Here is an 18,834-nt window from a genome sequence, read left to right as displayed (position 1 = left end):
TGAAATCTAATAATTATTCAAATAAGTAAAAAATGAAAAAAAGTACGGTTAAAATTAGCCATGTACCTCAATTACTTTGTATTTGCAATTCTGCTGAACAGCGTAGGGATTGTGATTTTAAAAGCACAAAAAAATTATGGTGTAGATGAATTGCAAGCCAGCGTTCTAGAGGCTTTCAAGGATTTACCCATCGCTATAGTTTCTTTTTTAATCGCTTCATTTTTACCCAGAATAGGATACAAGAAAGCCATGCTTATTGGTTTAGGCCTAGTTTCTGTTGCTTGTATTAGTATGTATTTTGGGAATTCTTTTGGAACTGCAAAACTACTTTTTGCTACCGTTGGTGTTTCTTTTGCATTGATAAAAGTATCAGTGTATTCGCTTATTGGAACAGTAACGGCTAATCAGCAGGAACACAATAGTTTGATGAGTAGCATTGAAGGCGTATTTATGATAGGAATTGCATTAGCGTATTTCTTGTTCCCGGCCTTTAATTCGGATGCGAATCCAGATGCTTGGCTCAATGTTTATTGGCTATTGGCTGGGATTTCGTTACTGTCTTTTGGTTTTCTATTTTTTACCAAATTCGAAAATCAAACGGATATTCCGGGCGTTGATTTAGCCGATGACTTCAAAGAAATGTTCAAATTATTCGCGAAATTGTTAACCATAGTTTTTGTAATCAGCGCGTTCTTATTTGTTATGATTGAGCAGGGAATCATGTCTTGGTTGCCAACTTTCAATAGTAAAGTGTTACATCTTCCGGAGAATATTAGCATAATGATGGCTAGTATTTTGGCAATCTCATTAGCTGTAGGCCGACTTTTGGCGGGTGTAATTACTAAAAGAGTCAATTGGTTTTGGGTGCTTAGTTTCTGTATTATCGCAGCCATGCTTATTGTGGTTTTTGTGCTTCCTAAAACAGTTGGTTTGGAGGTCAAAGAAATTAATTCGATTGGCGATATTCCTTTGATAGGATTTGCATTTCCGTTAGTAGGACTTTTTATTGCACCAATTTATCCCCTTTTAAATTCTGTGGTTTTAAGTGCTTTGCCAAAAAAAATGCACAGTTCCATGACCGGTTTAATTGTGGTTTTCTCTGCTCTTGGCGGTACCTTGGGCTCTAGACTTATTGGCTATTTGTTTAAGAACGAAGGCCCAGAAAATGCATTTTACTATACTTTAATTCCTATGTCATTACTGCTTATTTCTTTCTTTATTTTAAAAAAACTTACCGCTAAACAATGAAATTCCTACTCAACATAGACAAAGTATTCCAGGAACTATTGCTTCAAGAGGATACTGATCAGGACAAAAAAATCACAAAAGACGATAAGGGACCTAAAAAATTTGTTTTGGTAGACGATACTACCAAACAAAAGGAAATTATTGCCGGGACGTATTATTTATCCAATTTATTACAGGAATTAGCGCAGCTTAAGGGCTCAAAATCAGTATTAGGAGAAGTCGATTTGAGTCGCATTCAAGAGAATCCTGTACACCGAATTTCAAGAAAAATCAAAGATGATTATTGGGAGGAACTTACACGTACCATAGATAAAAAAGGATTGACACGAATTGTTGAAGATGAAAAAACCTCCAGTGATGTGGCTACGCTTTATGTTGCTGCCAAAGATAAACAAGGAGTTGCTTATTTTCAGGCATTAGAACAAGAATTGCCAAATTTTAAAGTTGAAATTCTGCCTGAAAACTATTCGGTGGCATATGTAGAAACTTTAAACGAGAAACCGGGAATTCTGGCTTTGGCTTTGCAACAAAAAATATATAGTCTGCAAGGTGTTCCTTTTGTGGTTCCCGGTGGAAGATTTAACGAAATGTATGGTTGGGACAGTTATTTTATTGGCATTGGGTTGCTGATTGACGGTCAAATAAGCAAAGCAATCGCAATTGCTGAAAATTTTAAATACCAAATTATTCATTACGGAAAAATTCTGAATGCAAACAGAAGTTATTATTTGACACGAACGCAACCACCATTATATTCCTCTTTGCTAATCGAAATTGCAAAAAAGGAAATGCCAAGTTTAGAGTGGTTAAGAAGCCATTTGGAAACGGTCATTTTGGAATACAACACGGTTTGGATGGTTCAAGGAAACCGATTGACTCTAACGGGTTTAAACCGATACAAAGCGGATGGAATTGGAATGCCATTTGAAGTGGAGCCCGGACATTTTGATGATGTTTTAGAACCGTATGCTAAAAAATATAATTTACCTATTCGAGAATTCGAGAAGCAATATTTACAGCGAACTCTTGTCGATGCGGAACTGGATGAGTATTTTGTACATGACAGAAGCATGAGAGAAAGCGGACACGACACCACAAACCGACTCATTAATACATGTGCCAATTTAAATTCAGTTGATGTTAACAGTTTTCTTTATAAGTATGAAAAAGACGTAGCCTATCTAATTAAATCTTATTTCAAGAACGCTTTTCAAGTTGGCGATATCATTTATACTTCGGAGGAATGGGGACAAAAGGCACTTTTTCGTAAAGATAAAATGAATGAACTGTGCTGGAACGAAGATGCAAGTATGTATTTCGATTATGATTTTGTGAACCATAAGCAGTTTCCGTTTGAAGCTGCAACTACATTTTTTACTTTATGGGCTGGGCTGTGTGATGAACATCAGGCCAAAAAATTAGTTGATGTAGCCTTGCCACAATTTGTAAAAACAGGAGGCATTACAGGAAGTACAAAGGCGAGTATCGCAAATGCTCCAGAAGAAGCGCCGCAACGACAATGGGATTATCCATTTGGTTGGGCACCACACCAAATGTTGCTTTGGGAAGGATTAATCAACTACAATTATTTAGAAAAAGCACAAGAAATGGTATACCGTTGGTTGTGGTTAATTACAAGAAATGCAGTGGACTATAATGGAACAATTCCTGAAAAATTTGATTTAGAAATTAGTTCCCATAAAGTTTTTGCCGAATATGGGAATGTGGGAACTGAATTTGATTACATCGTCAAGGAAGGTTTTGGCTGGGTGAATGCGTCTTATCAGTATGGATTACAAATTTTGAACGACGAATTGAAACAGAAATTAGGAGCGTTAGTTTCTCCCGATGATTTATTTTAGAGGTTAAAAAAATGTTTTTTGTTGTTTGAATGTATATTTTTTTTAACTTTATAATTCACTAAATGAATCAATTATGACGGTTAATCAAATTTTAAGCACTAAGGGAAAGGATGTTTATTCCATACTTTCTACAGATACTGTATACGAAGCACTGACAGTGATGAGCGAAAAAAACATCGGAGCAATTCTTATTATTGAAGATACTGTTTTGAAAGGAATTTTGTCTGAAAGAGATTATGCTCGGAAAATTGTTTTGAAAGCCAAATCTTCAAAGAAAGCCTTTGTTCATGAAATCATGGAAACAGATGTGGTTACGGTAAGTCCATCGGATAATTTAGAGTATTGTATGGAATTGATGAGTACCAAAAGAGTTCGTCATTTGCCTGTTTTAGAGAATGAAATTGTAATTGGAATTATCTCAATAAGTGACGTGGTAAAAGCCATAATCGAGATACAAAAAGATACTATTCAACATTTAAACTCTTATATTACTCAATAAAAAGAATCAAAATAATAATACTTAGAGAAAAGCTGCAGTTATTGCGGCTTTTTTTTTGGGAATCCCAACAGGCTTGTTTTAGTCCAAAAGAATGGGGGAAAAGTCCTCTTTTTTTAAATCTAGACCCCTATCTTTGTGAACTAGAATAAAATCTAAAAACAATGGACAAAAATAGCAAAAGAAGAGAAGCATTATTATACCACGCAAAGCCAACTCCTGGTAAAATTCAAGTAGTTCCCACTAAAAAATATGCAACACAAAGAGATTTATCTTTGGCGTATTCTCCCGGTGTAGCTGAGCCGTGTTTAGAAATAGCGAAAGACATAAACAACGTTTATAAATATACCGCTAAAGGAAATTTAGTTGCCGTGATCACAAATGGAACTGCCGTTTTAGGATTGGGTGATATTGGTCCGGAAGCATCAAAACCAGTAATGGAAGGGAAAGGATTGTTGTTCAAGATTTTTGCTGATATTGATGTGTTTGACATCGAAATTGGAACCAAAGATATTGAAGAATTCATCCAGACGGTTAAAAATATAGCACCAACTTTTGGTGGAATTAACCTGGAAGATATTAAAGCACCAGAATCTTTTGAAATAGAAAGAAGATTAGTAGAAGAGTTGAATATTCCTGTAATGCACGATGATCAACACGGTACAGCCATCATATCATCTGCGGCATTATTGAATGCTTTAGAATTGGCGGATAAAAAAGCAGAAGATGTAAAAATGGTCGTTTCGGGAGCAGGTTCTGCTGCTTTGGCTTGTGCCGATTTATATGTTTTATTAGGAGTGAAAATAGAAAATATTTTCATGTTTAATAGTAAAGGATTATTGACAAAAGACAATCCGAAATTATCAGAATTACAGTTAAAGTATGCAAAAGATATACCTTCTATGAATTTAGAAGAAGCCTTAGTTGGTGCAGATATCTTTTTAGGATTGTCCACCGGAGGAATTATGTCTCCGCAAATGCTGCTTGGAATGGCTGATAATCCTATCGTTTTTGCGATGGCAAATCCTGATCCGGAAATAGATTACAATTTAGCCATAGCCACACGTAAAGATGTTATCATGGCAACAGGACGTTCTGATTTTCCTAATCAGGTAAACAACGTTCTTGGATTTCCATATATTTTTAGAGGAGCACTTGATGTCCGCGCTACTAAAATTAACGAAGCTATGAAAATGGCAGCCGTTAAGGCATTGGCGTTATTGACTAAAGAATCAGTTCCAGAGCAAGTAAATGTGGCTTATGGAGCAACTAAATTAAACTTTGGTAGAGAATATATTATCCCGAAACCTTTTGATCCAAGATTAATAACGATTGTTGCGCCTGCTGTTGCAAAAGCTGCAATGGACTCTGGTGTGGCATTGAATCCTATTACTGATTGGAAAAAGTACGAAGAAGAATTATTAGATCGCTTAGGGAATGATAATAAAATGGTTCGTTTGATTACAAATAGAGCCAAAATGGATCCAAAAAGAATTGTTTTTGCTGAAGCAGACCATTTAGATGTTCTTAAAGCAGCTCAAATTGTATGGGAAGAAGGTATCGGTTTTCCAATTTTATTGGGTAACAAAGAAATTATTTTAGAATTAAAAGAAGAAATTGGCTTTGATGCTGATGTTCAAATTATAGATCCTAAAATTGATGAAGAGGCAGTCAGAAGAAATAAGTTTGCCAATACCTATTGGTCAGCAAGACAAAGACGCGGAATTTCATTTCTAGATGCACAGAAATTAATGCGTGAAAGAAACTATTTTGCAGCAATGATGGTCAATGAAGGAGAAGCGGATGCCTTGGTGACAGGACACTCCAGAAGTTATCCTTCAGTGGTTAAACCAATGTTGCAATTGATAGAAAAAGCGCCTGGAGCTTCTATTGTAGCTACTACAAATATGATGATGACGGCTCGTGGGCCAATGTTCTTGTCAGATACTGCTATAAATATCAATCCATCGGCTGATGATTTAGCTAAAATCGCGATCATGACAGCTAAAACGGCTAAAATGTTTGGAGTAGAGCCAGTTATAGCAATGATTTCATTTTCTAACTTTGGATCATCAACAAGCGAAAGCGCAAACAAAGTAAGAGAAGCAGTTTCTTATTTGCATAAAAATCATCCTGATATGATTATTGATGGAGAAATCCAAGCGGATTTCGCCTTGAATCCAGAAATGTTGAAAGCTAAGTTCCCTTTTTCTAAACTAGCCGGTAAAAAAGTAAACACGTTGATTTTTCCAAATCTGGAATCAGCGAATATTACCTATAAACTTTTGAAAGAACTAAACAAGGTAGATTCTATAGGACCAATTATGTTGGGCATGGGAAAACCAGTTCACATCTTTCAATTAGGAGCCAGCGTTGAGGAAATGGTCAACATGGCTGCTATTGCTGTGATTGATGCTCAAGAAAAAGAAATGAAAAAAGTAAAACAAGTTTAATAGTATGTAGACAAGAAGCATAGTTAAAATTATAAATTTGATTTGACACTATGCTAATTTTGTTATATTTGGAAATATATAGTACTTCATGATAGCACATTTACAAGGTAAACTAGTAGAAAAATCGCCCACACAAATAATTATTGATTGTGGTGGCGTTGGCTACCATGTTAATATTTCCTTACATACGTATTCATTACTGCCAAATACAGATTTTATAAAAGTATATACGCATCTTCAAATAAAAGAAGATGCGCATACACTTTTTGGTTTTATGGAAAAATCAGAAAGAGAGATTTTCAGACTCTTATTGTCCGTTTCGGGGATAGGAGCCAGTATAGCTCGGACGATGCTTTCCTCATTAGATCCAAGACAAATTACCAATGCGATTGCATCTGCGGATGTAGTTACCATTCAATCCATAAAAGGAATAGGGAGCAAAACGGCTCAAAGAGTAATATTGGATTTAAAAGAAAAAGTATTAAAACTGTATGATTTAGACGAAGTTTCCATGTCACAAAGCAATACAAATCGAGATGAAGCGTTATCAGCTTTGGAAGTTTTGGGATTTGTACGAAAAAATTCTGAAAAAATTATAGAAAAGATTGTCAAAGAAGATCCTGATGCTTCTGTGGAATCAATTATCAAAAAAGCTTTAAAAAACCTTTAAAAGGTATTCAAGAAACACGAGTTGTATGCATAAACTTTGTATTTTTTTGCTTGTTTTATTTTGTGGTTTTGTGTCGCAGGCCCAAGTAGAACAGCCGGCTCAGGATACCGTTAAAACTGGATTTTCTATTGGAAAGCTTCAACTAAAAAACCCTCAGAGTATTCTTTCTGCATACACGTATGATCCCGTTACGGATCGGTATGTTTATACTAATTCAGTCGATGGATTTTCTATCAATTATCCTATTATCTTAACACCAAAAGAGTATGAAAACCTTGTTTTGAAAGAATCCATGCGTGATTATTTCAAGAAAAAAGTAGACGCAATTGACGGTAAAAAAGAAGGGAGCGAACTTGCGAAAAGAGATTTGTTACCTAGATATTACATAAAGTCAGGGCTGTTTGAATCTATTTTTGGCAGTAATACAATTGATGTGAAGCCTACCGGTTCTATAGAAATGGATTTGGGAATGCGGTACACGAAACAAGATAATCCAGCTTTTTCGCAAAGAAACAGATCCAATCTTTCTTTCGATTTTGATCAGAGAATTAGTATGAGTTTGATGGGGAAAGTGGGAACGCGACTCAATGTAAATGCCAATTATGATACCCAGTCTACGTTTGCTTTTCAAAATTTAATCAAATTAGATTATGCCCCTACTGAGGATGATATCATTCAAAGAATAGAAGTGGGGAACGTCAGCATGCCGTTAAACAGTTCTTTGATTCGAGGTGCGCAAAGTTTATTTGGTGTAAAAACTCAACTGCAATTTGGAAAAACAACAATTACAGGTGTTTTCTCGGAGCAAAAATCACAGACAAAAAGTTTAATCGCGCAAGGAGGAGGAACAATCGAGGATTTCGAAATGTTTGCTTTGGATTATGATAGTGATCGACACTTTTTTTTATCCCAATATTTCAGAAATCGTTACGATAAATCACTTGCAAATTATCCGTTTATTGATAGTAGAGTCCAAGTTTCAAGAATCGAAATTTGGGTAACCAACAAGCAAAACCGAGTAACTACAACCAATAATAACCTGAGAAATATTATTGCGCTTCAGGATTTAGGGGAAGGTCAATTATCTGGTATTGCTGATAATGAAGTAGTTGTTTTAGATCCTTCAACAGGAATTTTCAACAATCCTATAGATTCACCTACTGATAATACTAATAACGATTATGATCCTGCTCAAATACTTACGGGAACAGGATTGCTTAACACTAATATTCGGGAAATAGTAACTTCGAATTCCGGGTTTAATACAACGGTAAGTGAAGGTCAGGATTACTCTAAACTAGAAAATGCGAGAAAACTGAATCCAAATGAATACACTTTCAATCCACAATTAGGTTATATTTCATTGCAACAACGATTGGCTAATGATGAGGTTTTGGCAGTGGCATACCAATATACGATTGGTGATAAAGTGTACCAAGTTGGGGAATTTGGTAACGATGGTGTAGATGCAACAGTAGTTACAGGAAACAGTCCGTCAAACCAAGCTATTATTTCTCAAAGTTTGATATTAAAAATGCTGAAAAGCAACTTGACTAATGTTAAAAATCCGGTTTGGAACTTGATGATGAAAAATATCTATCAGATTCAAGGTGGTTATCAATTGAAACAAGAAGATTTTAGATTTAACATTCTTTACACAGATCCTTCTCCTTTAAATTATATTACGGAAGTTCCGGGAAGCCTCTTTCCGCCAAATCCCACTCCCGAAAATAAAGTTGCTGAAACGCCTTTGTTGAAAGTTTTCAACTTAGATAAATTGAATTACAATAACGATCCACAAACTGGCGGTGATGGTTTTTTTGATTTTATGCCTGGTTTGACTATTGATGCTCAAAACGGAAGAATAATATTTACTACCAAAGAGCCTTTTGGAGAATTATTGTTTTCTAAACTGTCTACTACGGGTTCTGCCGAAAATTATAATGTCGTTAGTTCTTATAATGAAAATCAGAAGAAATATGTGTTCCGTAATATGTATCGAAACACACAATCTGGTGCTTTACAAGACAGTGATAAAAATAAATTTTTATTAAGAGGAAAGTATAAATCAACCGGTAGTGACGGAATTCCAATTGGTGCATTCAATGTTCCGCAAGGTTCAGTGGTAGTTACTGCAGCGGGAAGAGTTTTAGTAGAAGGAATTGATTATAGTGTCAATTATCAGTTAGGCCGAGTTCAAATTTTGGATCCATCCTTGCAAGCCTCAAATACACCAATTGAAGTATCCTTAGAAAACAATTCGGTTTTTGGTCAGCAAACCAGAAGGTTCATGGGGCTAAATGTAGAACATAAAATTTCTGATAACTTCGTAGTTGGTGGTACGTTCTTGAAAATGTCTGAAAGACCGTTTACACAAAAATCGAGCTTTGGTCAAGAATCCGTTAACAATACTATATTTGGTTTCAATACTAACTTCTCTACCGAAGTTCCTTTCTTTACCCGTTTAGTGAATAAATTACCAAATGTTGATACTGATGTTCCTTCTAATCTTTCGGTAAGAGGTGAAATTGCAATTTTGAAACCGGATACGCCAAAAGCAGATCAGTTTCAGGGAGAATCCACTATTTATGTAGATGATTTTGAGGGTTCGCAATCTACCATTGATATGCGTTCGCCATATTCTTGGAGTTTGGCATCCACTCCAGAGCGAAATGCTACAAGTACGTATGATTTCAATGCTAATGCAAATGATTTAAGCTATGGTTTCAAAAGAGCCAAATTAGCTTGGTATTCCATAGATCCTATTTTTTATGCTCAAAAACCGGCTGGAATCTCAAATGAAGACTTGTCTTTCAATAAAACAAGAAGAATTTTCAGTGAAGAATTGTATCCTTTGACGGATATCGCGCAAGGACAATCACAAGTTGTAAATACATTGGACTTAAGTTATTATCCGTCTGACCGAGGACCGTATAACAACAATCCGAATGGGGCTTCAAACCCGGCCGAAAATTTTGGGGGAATTATGCGATCGCTGAATTCCACAAATTTCGAGCAAGGAAATGTGGAGTATATTCAGTTTTGGGTATTGGATCCGTACGTAGGAAATGGTCAGGCTCCACAATCAAACACAGGAAAAATCTATTTCAATTTAGGAGAGATCTCTGAGGATGTTCTGAAAGATGGAAGGAAACAATATGAAAATGGACTTGGGCCAGATCAGATATTGGTTAATCCAAGACCATTATGGGGAGAAGTTCCTGCTTCGCAATCGTTGATTTATGCTTTTGATACCAATGTTGAAAATAGAAGAATTCAGGATGTTGGTTTGGATGGTTTGTCAAACGAAAATGAAGGAACTGTTTACACCAATTTCGCATCGGAACTTGATCCGGCTGCAGATGATTATACTTTTTATTTGAACACAACTGGAGGAATTTTGGATAGGTATAGAAACTATAACGGTACCGATGGAAACTCAGCGGTGGATATTACGGATCCCAACAGAGGATCGTCAACGGTTCCTGATGTAGAGGATATAAACAGAGATAATACGATGAATACCATCAATGCCTACTATGAGTACAGTATTGATGTGCAACCGGGAATGAATGTCGGTCAAAATTATATTACCGATATCAGAAATACACAAGTGACTTTGCCTGATGGATCGAGCACTGAAGCCAGGTGGTTGCAATTTAAAATTCCGGTTGCTCAACCTGAAAACACGATTGGAAACATTTCTGATTTCAGATCTATACGTTTTATGAGAATGTTTATGACGGGTTTTAACGAGGAAGTTACGGTTCGTTTTGGAGCCCTGGATTTAGTTCGAGGTGAATGGAGAAGATATACCAATACGCTTGATTTTAATGATACGAATGTTTTAGATGACAATACTAATTTAGATGTTTTGGCTGTAAACGTACAGGAAAATAACGAAAGATGTCCTGTAAATTATATTACTCCGCCAGGAGTGCAAAGAGAGCAGTTATTCAATAATAACACGGTAATTAATCAAAATGAGCAGTCGTTGGCATTGAGAGTTTCCGGAGACGGATTAGAACCGGAGGATTCTAGAGCCGTTTTTAAAAATGTAAGTATTGATATGCGTCAATTCAAGAAATTAAAAATGTTTTTGCATGCAGAGTCTTTAACGGGCGAAATTGCACTTCAAGATAATCAAATGGTTGGTTTTATTCGTTTTGGAAATGACTTTACACAAAATTTCTATCAAATTGAGATTCCATTAAAAGTGACAGTTCCTTTATCCGCATCCAATGCTGATTGTGCTCCTTTGAATGCGGAAGCAGTATGGCCTGAGGAGAATGAAATTGATTTGTCTTTGGCATTACTGACTAAATTGAAGATCTTAGCAATGAGTGTAGACCCAACCACGCTGCCATCAGACGGGATTTATTATCCAGATTCAGATCCTAGTAAACCCGATGGCGATGGAAGTAGTTCGTTGAAGTTAGGAATAAAAGGGAATCCTAATTTTGGATTAGTGCGCACGCTTATGGTAGGTGTGAAAAATAGTGATCTTCGTAACGATATAAAAGGAGAAGTTTGGTTTAATGAACTTCGCTTAGCAGATATGGACAACCGGGGCGGAATGGCAGCGGTTTTAAATGTGGATTCAAATTTAGCTGATTTTGCGACTGTATCGGCCTCAGGAAGAAAAAGTACTATCGGTTTTGGAGCTTTGGAACAAGGTCCAAATGAAAGAAGTCGAGAGGATATCAAACAATACAGTATTGTAACAAATGTAAATCTTGGAAAATTATTGCCTCGAAAATGGGGTGTCAATTTGCCTTTCAATTACGCTATTGGAGAAGAAACGATAACTCCGGAATACGATCCTTTCAATCAAGATATCAAATTAAAACAGTTGCTAGATAATACTGCTGACCAAAATAAAAAAGATAATATAACCAGCAGAGCGGTTGATTATACAAAACGTAAAAGCATCAATTTTATCGGAGTGAGAAAAGAACGTCAACCGGAGCAAAAGCAACGTGTTTACGATCCGGAAAACTTTACGTTTTCTCAGTCATTTAACGAGGTGGAACGCCATGATTTTGAAATAGAGGGCTACGTAGATCAGCAGGCCAACTCATCTGTTGATTATGCGTACAGTTTTCAGCCTAAGTCTGTAGAGCCTTTCAAGAAGACCAAATTCTTGAAGAAAAGTAATTATTGGAAGCTCTTAAGCGATTTCAATTTTAATTATTTACCTGCTAATATTTCGTTTAATACCAATATTAACAGACAGTACAATCGTCAGCAATTTAGACAAGTGGAAGTAGAAGGAATTGGGCTTGACCCATTGTACCGTAGAAACTTTGCTTTTAATTATCAATACGGATTCAATTATAATCTGACCAAATCGTTGAAATTAAATTATACGGCTTCTTCGAGTAATATCGTGAAAAATTATTTGAATGAAGATAATGAGCCTATTGACAGTTTTACTATTTGGGATAGTTATTGGGATATTGGGGATCCAAACCAGCACATGCAACAACTGATTTTGAATTATGAAATTCCAATTAATAAAATTCCATTATTCAGTTTTGTCAAAGCAAATTACTCCTATACCGGCGATTATAGCTGGCAACGAACTTCTAATGCATTATCACAAATTCAAATTGACGGGCAAGATTACAATTTAGGAAATACCATTCAGAATGCAAGCTCCAATAATTTGAATGCTACATTCAATATGGAAATGTTGTACAAATATTTAGGAGTGACAAAAAACACGAACAAAGCACTTCCAAAACCTAAAGCGGCAGCACCAAAACCGGGTGAAAAAATAGTGAATACCAATACGAATCAAGTTCCAAAAAGCAATGCATTTGTTGATGGTTTAATTGGAGTTTTGACTAGCGTAAAAAACATTCAAATGAATTATACCCAAAATAGCGGTACAATTTTGCCGGGATATACGCCGGGTGTTGGGTTTCTTGGATCTTCAAGACCTTCATTAGGATTTATTTTTGGTAGTCAGGATGATGTGCGATATGAAGCGGCAAAAAATGGTTGGTTAACGAACTATCCGGACTTTAACCAAAATTTCGCTCAAGTAACTAATAAATTATTTAAGGCTACAGCCAATGTAGATTTGTTCCCAGATTTAAAGATTGATTTGACATTAGATAGGGCTTTTTCGGAAAATTCTTCGGAACAATATGATGTAACTGATGGCATTTATAATCCGAGATCGCCATACAGTACAGGTATTTTCTCAATATCGGCCGTTTTAATAAAGACCTCGTTTTCTGCCAGTAATGAAATTTCGTCAGAGGCGTTTGATGATTTCAGAATGAATCGACTAACGGTAGCGAACCGTTTAGCCACAGAAAGAGGAATTGATATCAATAATCCTGTAAATATAGATGCGGAAGGATTTCCATTAGGATATGGAAAAAATAATCAGGCGGTTTTGTTACCGGCCTTTTTGGCGGCTTATTCCGGAGGTGATGCATCAAATGTTTCGCTTGGAATTTTCAGAAGTTTTCCAATACCAAACTGGGCTGTAAAATACAATGGTTTGATGCGTTATGAAATGTTCAAGAAGAATTTCAAACGCTTCTCTTTGCAACATAATTATCGCGCTTCGTACACTATAAATGCATTCAGATCGAATTTTGAATATGATAATGAGCCAAATGGAGTAGATGCCAGCGGTAATTTTTTCAACCAGACAATTTTGTCTAATATCAACTTGGTGGAGCAATTCAGTCCGCTGTTGAGAATGGATTTTGAATTAAAAAGCTCTTTAAAAGTATTGACTGAAATTAAAAAAGACAGAGCGTTATCAATGAGTTTTGATAATAATTTATTGACTGAAGTAAAAGGAATTGAGTATGTGGTAGGATTGGGGTACCGCTTCAAAGATGTGATTTTCTCTTCTAGATTGGCGGATAATCCAACTGGCATTATAAAAAGCGACATCAATTTGAAAGGAGATTTATCGTATCGAAACAATCAGACAATTGTTCGTTATCTAGATTATGACAACAATCAATTGGCGGGCGGACAAAATATATGGTCTATAAAATTGACGGCGGATTACGCATTCAGCAAAAACCTAACTGCCATTTTTTATTATGATCATGCTTTTTCAAGAGCGGTAATTTCGACTTCGTTTCCATTGACGAATATCCGTTCTGGATTTACGCTTCGTTATAATTTTGGAAATTAATTTTTCAAAATCTAAACTAGATTTGGATAGAAGATTGTTACATTTGTCAAAGAAAATTTCAATTATCAATTAATAATTATCAATTACAATTTAGATGAACATACCAGCAAATTTAAAGTACACAAAAGATCACGAATGGGTTAGTATTGAAGGCGATATCGCAACAGTAGGAATCACAGATTTTGCTCAAAAAGAATTAGGAGATATCGTTTATGTTGAGGTAGAAACTTTAGATCAATCCTTAGAGAAAGATGAAGTTTTTGGAACAGTTGAAGCAGTAAAAACAGTTTCAGATTTGTTTCTTCCTGTAGCAGGTGAAATCATTGCATTCAATGACACTTTAGAGAATACTCCGGAAAGTGTAAATGCAGATCCTTATGGAGCTGGATGGATGATCAAGGTGAAAATAGCTAATATGGCTGAAGTTGATGGATTGCTTTCCAGCGAGTCATACAAAGAATTAATAGGTGCTTAAACAGCTCTATTTTTGGGCTGCTTTGTTGTGGACAGGAACAATTGCTTTTTTCTGTTTGGTGCAATTGAATAATGTTCCAATGGGGAATGTTTCAAATTTGGATAAATTGGTGCATGCCTTTTTTCATTTTGTGCTTACATTATTTTGTTTCTTGTTTTTAAAAAGCCGTGCAAAGGATCCGAATAGTTTTAAGCCCTTGATTGTTTCGTTTCTGTTTTCTGTTTTTTTTGGAATAGGAATCGAGATAGCGCAGGAATTATTTACTACAACCCGTCATGCAGAGGTGTTTGATATTTTAGCAAATCTGTCTGGAGCAACTTTAACGGTGGCAGTGGTTATTTTATTTGGTTTAAATGCAAAGCTCAGATAATTTTCAAAATAAAATGAGTCCCACTTCGGTGGGATTTTTTTGTTTATAGGTTTTCGTAAAATAAGAAATTATCTTTTCAAGAAGTTGTTTACGAATTCTATTTTAAAAATGCCTACAAATAGAAGAATCTTGTGTGCAGATAAAATGTATTTTTGTGAGTTCGAATTAATTATAATTAAGAAATCAAAAACGCCATGAATATCAAGCAATATTTAGATTCCACCTATTTAAAAACGGCAGAACAAGCGGGAATCAGTGAAGAGAAAAATATCCTTGTAGCTCAGGGATTTATTCAGGAAGCTATTGAAGAGCATTTCAAACTTATAATGATTAGACCAGAAATGGTTTCTTTGGCTAAAAAGATGATTACGGAAGCGAATTCGTTAGTGCAAATAGGGACTGTAATTGATTTTCCCGAAGGAATATCTTCATTAGAAGATAAACTTCAAGAGGCATTTCACGCGATACAAGATGGGGCAGATGATTTAGATTTTGTGTGCAATTACATGGCTTTTAAAAATGGTGAAATAGATTTGCTTAAAGAGGAAATCTTAAGATGTACCCAATTAGGTCTGGCTCATAATAAAGTTGTAAAATGGATTATTGAAGTGGCTGCACTCACCGAAAAAGAAATTATCCAATTGTCAAGTTTGATAAAAAATGTAATTGTTTCTAATTTCGAGCAAGAGCTGTTTCCAAAGGTTTTTGTAAAATCTTCTACGGGATTTTATAAAACAGAAAATAATTTACCTAATGGCGCCACTATTCCTGCTATAATGATGATGCTTGAAAATGCTTCACCTCTTCCGGTAAAAGCTGCTGGTGGAGTGAGGACATACGAGGAAGCAGTTGCGATGATTGAATTAGGGGTGAAAAGAATAGGGACTTCCGGCGCAAAAATGATCGCTAATGGTCAAAAATCAAATGATGAATATTAAATTCAAAAAGAAAATAAGCATGAACAAAGGGTTGTTGGGATTAGTTTTACTATTAAATTCCTTTACTATTTCTGCTCAAGATATTAAAAGTGTAACGGTACAGTCCGGCAACACAGCGGAGCGTTTTCCAGTTTTTGCGAATTGCGTAAACTTACAATCGAATGCTTTAGAGACTTGTTTTTACAATCAGGTGCAGGATTTTGTTTTTGCGAATTTTGAAATTCCGGAGAATTTGAAACTAAGTAATTTTCAAGGAAATGTAAAAGTTCTTTTTGAAGTTGATGGCAATGGTGTCTTTAAAGTAATTTATGTAGATGCCACGGAGGAAAAATTGATTGAAGAAGTGAAAAGAGTTTTTGGTAAATTTCCAAAAATTCAACCGTCAACATACAATGGAAAACCAACTTATGCAAAGTTTACCATTGCGATTTCAATTCCTTTAAAAAGTAGGGAAGAAGCAGCTGCTACAACATTGGCGAAAGCCGATATTGTTTCAAACAATACTAATAAGTTAACGGAGCTTGATAGTATTGTTTACACAAAATTTAATAGCCCGGAGTTTGAAAGTCATTTGAATATCCCGTTTTCACATAGCTATTATGCGCAATTTGATGCATCGTTAAACCAAATGGGAAGTAACAATCATACCGCTTCAAAACCTTACACCTATGCGGAAGTGTCAAGATATTATGACCTCAAAGCAGTGAATGAGAAGCTGAAAAAGACTGCTTCCGGTTGGTGGGCAAGAAAGTTATGGAATGAAAACATGGTTGAAATTCAGGGCGAGGATTACTGGTTTACACTGAATCCTATTCTTGATTTGCAAGTTGGAAAAGCGTCAAAAAGTGATGTGTCGTATACTTATGTAAATACGCGTGGAATAAATTTTCGCGGTGGTTTGGGCAAAACATTGAATTTTACCACTACTGTTTTTGAAAGTCAAGGACGTTTTACAGATTATTACAATAGTTATGCGGAATCTATTAGGCCGGCAGGCGGAAATCCCGCAATTATTCCCGGTATTGGAATTGCAAAAGATTTTAAAACGGATGCCTATGATTTTCCATCGGCGGAAGCTAATTTGACTTTTACGCCAAGTAAATACATCGATTTGCAGATGGGCTACGGCAGAAATTTTATAGGGGATGGATACCGATCTTTATTAGAAAGTGATGGTGCGAGTCCTTATCCTTATTTTAAATTGAATACTAATTTTTGGAAAATAAAATATACAAATACATATATGTGGCTCAAAGATGTTCGACCTGATGTTACAATAGAAAGAACGTATGCAACCAAGTTTATGGCCAATCATTATTTGAGTTGGAATGTTTCAAATAAATTAAATCTTGGTTTCTTTGAATCCGTAATTTGGACTAATACAAATAACAGAGGATTCGATGTGAGCTTTGTGAATCCTATTATATTTTATCGTTCGGTTGAATTTGCATCTTCGGCGAGGAGCGGAAATGCAATATTAGGGTTGACCTACAAATACAAATGGAACAATCAAATTAACTTTTACGGACAGTTTATTCTGGACAAATTTTCTCTTGGAGACATCAAAGAAGGGGATAATAGCTGGAGAAATAAATACGGATACCAATTGGGGGCGAAGTATTACAATGCTTTTAAAATTGACAATTTGTTGCTTCAATTGGAGTACAATCACGTTCGTCCTTATGTTTATTCGCATAGTATGCCAATTACAAATTATGGTCATAATAACCAAAGTATAGGGCATCAATGGGGAGGAAATTTTAAAGAATTAATAGCTATTGCCCGTTATCACAAAGGGAGATATTTTGCTGACGCAAAAATTACTATAGGAACTCGGGGATTGGATTTTGATACTTTCGAGGACAATTTTAATTATGGGGGAAATATATATAAAGATTACGATGAGAACAGACCGTTTGATAGTGGCGTAACAGTGGGACAGGGAAATAAAACTGCCGTTTTTATTGCTGATTTACAAGGAGGTTATTTAGTAAATCCGGCAACGAATCTAAAGCTCTTTGGAAGTTATATTTACAGGAGTTTTGATCCAACTAAAAACACGGCGACTACTTTCAATCAAAGCACGAATTGGCTAACTTTAGGATTAAGAGCTGATATTTTTAATTGGTATTTTGATTATTAATTTTTATTTTACTGATTAATAATCTTTTTATGAATTGTTTTTTGTCAAATCCCTTTTGATAGCCTACTTTTGCAAAAGTTTTTACAAAGTAAATAATCTTTAGCATTGAACGCAACACAAAATTCCTTTTCATTAAAATCTGTTTACATTGATTTCCGCGAGATCACCAAAGCACGTTTAGCAATCAGTGTTGTTTTTTCATCTATTGCGGGATTTATGCTTGGGATTTATGATTTTCATTCCCTAGATTGGATGGTTTTATTAAAGTTAGCTGTTGGTGGTTATTGCATGGTTGGAGCATCAAATGCTTTTAATCAAGTGATCGAAAAGGACCTAGATGCTTTGATGGATAGAACTAAAAACCGTCCTGTGCCGGCTGGCAGGATGTCGCAAGCTACGGCTTTAATTATTGCAAGTCTTTTGACAATTGTTGGAATCGCTTTATTGTATACAATTAATCCAAAAACCGCAATGTTTGGTGCAGTTTCAATATTTTTGTATACAAGTGTGTATACTCCTTTGAAAACTATGACCTCATTGTCTGTTTTTGTTGGGGCTTTTCCGGGAGCAATTCCTTTCATGTTGGGTTGGGTCGCGGCAACGGGAGAATTTGGTATAGAAGCAGGAACTTTGTTTTTAATTCAGTTTTTTTGGCAATTTCCGCATTTTTGGGCTATCGGATGGTTTTTGTATGAAGATTATGAAAAAGCAGGTTTCTTTATGTTGCCCACTGGTAAAAAAGATAAAGGTACTGCCTTGCAGATTATTTTATATACCGTTTGGTTGATTTTAGCATCACTTTTACCCGTATTGGGTTACACAGGTCGTTTGTATATTACACCTATTGCGGCGGTTATTGTATTTTTATTGGGACTATGGATGTTATTTTACGCCGTACGATTGTATAAGTTGAGAACAGCAAAAGCAGCCCGTACCTTAATGTTGGTGAGTGTTTCTTATATTACATTATTACAGTTAGTTTATATATTTGATAAATTTTTAAGATAA

11 protein-coding genes are annotated in these 18,834 nt (G+C 35.5%); all 11 read left to right on the top strand.

Going from position 1 to position 18,834, the window contains the following annotated elements; genetic code table 11:
- Positions 1–60 precede the first annotated feature (60 nt).
- The 11 genes from AC0J6S_RS02365 to cyoE all read left to right on the top strand — a co-directional run bounded on the left by AC0J6S_RS02365 (position 61) and on the right by cyoE (position 18,834).
- The gene (locus AC0J6S_RS02365) at positions 61–1,248 is read left to right on the top strand and encodes an MFS transporter (RefSeq protein ID WP_474955264.1); all 1,188 of its coding nucleotides are present in this window, start codon (positions 61–63) and stop codon (positions 1,246–1,248) included.
- Positions 1,245–3,110, top strand: coding sequence for a trehalase family glycosidase (locus tag AC0J6S_RS02360; RefSeq protein ID WP_474955263.1), 1,866 nt, complete (start codon positions 1,245–1,247; stop codon positions 3,108–3,110). The genes AC0J6S_RS02365 and AC0J6S_RS02360 overlap by 4 nt, the downstream gene beginning before the upstream one ends.
- A gap of 73 nt (positions 3,111–3,183) precedes the next feature.
- Complete coding sequence (locus AC0J6S_RS02355) at positions 3,184–3,609, top strand: CBS domain-containing protein (RefSeq protein WP_474955262.1); 426 nt, start codon at positions 3,184–3,186, stop codon at positions 3,607–3,609.
- Between the two features lie 161 nt (positions 3,610–3,770).
- A complete protein-coding gene (locus tag AC0J6S_RS02350) occupies positions 3,771–6,059 on the top strand; it encodes an NADP-dependent malic enzyme (RefSeq protein WP_474955261.1) in 2,289 nt (762 codons plus the stop codon).
- Between the two features lie 88 nt (positions 6,060–6,147).
- Entirely contained in the window at positions 6,148–6,729 is a 582-nt protein-coding gene (gene ruvA / locus AC0J6S_RS02345) for a Holliday junction branch migration protein RuvA (RefSeq protein ID WP_474955260.1), read from the top strand.
- A 25-nt stretch (positions 6,730–6,754) separates the two neighbouring features.
- Positions 6,755–13,900: a T9SS outer membrane translocon Sov/SprA gene (gene sov / locus AC0J6S_RS02340; RefSeq protein WP_474955259.1), complete on the top strand. Its 7,146-nt coding sequence runs from the start codon at positions 6,755–6,757 to the stop codon at positions 13,898–13,900.
- A 94-nt stretch (positions 13,901–13,994) separates the two neighbouring features.
- Positions 13,995–14,375, top strand: coding sequence for a glycine cleavage system protein GcvH (gcvH, locus tag AC0J6S_RS02335; RefSeq protein ID WP_474955258.1), 381 nt, complete (start codon positions 13,995–13,997; stop codon positions 14,373–14,375).
- Positions 14,368–14,745, top strand: a complete 378-nt coding sequence (locus AC0J6S_RS02330; protein WP_474955257.1) for a VanZ family protein — start codon at positions 14,368–14,370, stop codon at positions 14,743–14,745. The genes gcvH and AC0J6S_RS02330 overlap by 8 nt, the downstream gene beginning before the upstream one ends.
- Before the next feature lie 194 nt (positions 14,746–14,939).
- Entirely contained in the window at positions 14,940–15,683 is a 744-nt protein-coding gene (deoC, locus tag AC0J6S_RS02325) for a deoxyribose-phosphate aldolase (RefSeq protein WP_474955256.1), read from the top strand.
- Positions 15,655–17,826 (top strand): gliding motility protein RemB, encoded by a 2,172-nt coding sequence (locus AC0J6S_RS02320; RefSeq protein ID WP_474955255.1) that lies wholly within the window; start codon positions 15,655–15,657, stop codon positions 17,824–17,826. The genes deoC and AC0J6S_RS02320 overlap by 29 nt, the downstream gene beginning before the upstream one ends.
- A 105-nt stretch (positions 17,827–17,931) precedes the next feature.
- Positions 17,932–18,834: a heme o synthase gene (gene cyoE, locus AC0J6S_RS02315; RefSeq protein WP_474955254.1), complete on the top strand. Its 903-nt coding sequence runs from the start codon at positions 17,932–17,934 to the stop codon at positions 18,832–18,834.

The sequence above is a fragment of the Flavobacterium sp. TS_SC_5 genome, assembly GCF_056156265.1.
This window is presented reverse-complemented; position numbering and strand designations above follow the sequence as displayed.

Excerpts from the sequence above, each read along its gene's own strand:
- AC0J6S_RS02365 (WP_474955264.1), top strand. The coding sequence starts at position 61 with ATGTACCTCAATTACTTTGTATTTGCAATTCTGCTGAACAGCGTAGGG.
- AC0J6S_RS02360 (WP_474955263.1), top strand. The coding sequence starts at position 1,245 with ATGAAATTCCTACTCAACATAGACAAAGTATTCCAGGAACTATTGCTT.
- AC0J6S_RS02355 (WP_474955262.1), top strand. The coding sequence starts at position 3,184 with ATGACGGTTAATCAAATTTTAAGCACTAAGGGAAAGGATGTTTATTCC.
- AC0J6S_RS02350 (WP_474955261.1), top strand. The coding sequence starts at position 3,771 with ATGGACAAAAATAGCAAAAGAAGAGAAGCATTATTATACCACGCAAAG.
- ruvA (WP_474955260.1), top strand. The coding sequence starts at position 6,148 with ATGATAGCACATTTACAAGGTAAACTAGTAGAAAAATCGCCCACACAA.
- sov (WP_474955259.1), top strand. The coding sequence starts at position 6,755 with ATGCATAAACTTTGTATTTTTTTGCTTGTTTTATTTTGTGGTTTTGTG.
- gcvH (WP_474955258.1), top strand. The coding sequence starts at position 13,995 with ATGAACATACCAGCAAATTTAAAGTACACAAAAGATCACGAATGGGTT.
- deoC (WP_474955256.1), top strand. The coding sequence starts at position 14,940 with ATGAATATCAAGCAATATTTAGATTCCACCTATTTAAAAACGGCAGAA.
- AC0J6S_RS02320 (WP_474955255.1), top strand. The coding sequence starts at position 15,655 with ATGGTCAAAAATCAAATGATGAATATTAAATTCAAAAAGAAAATAAGC.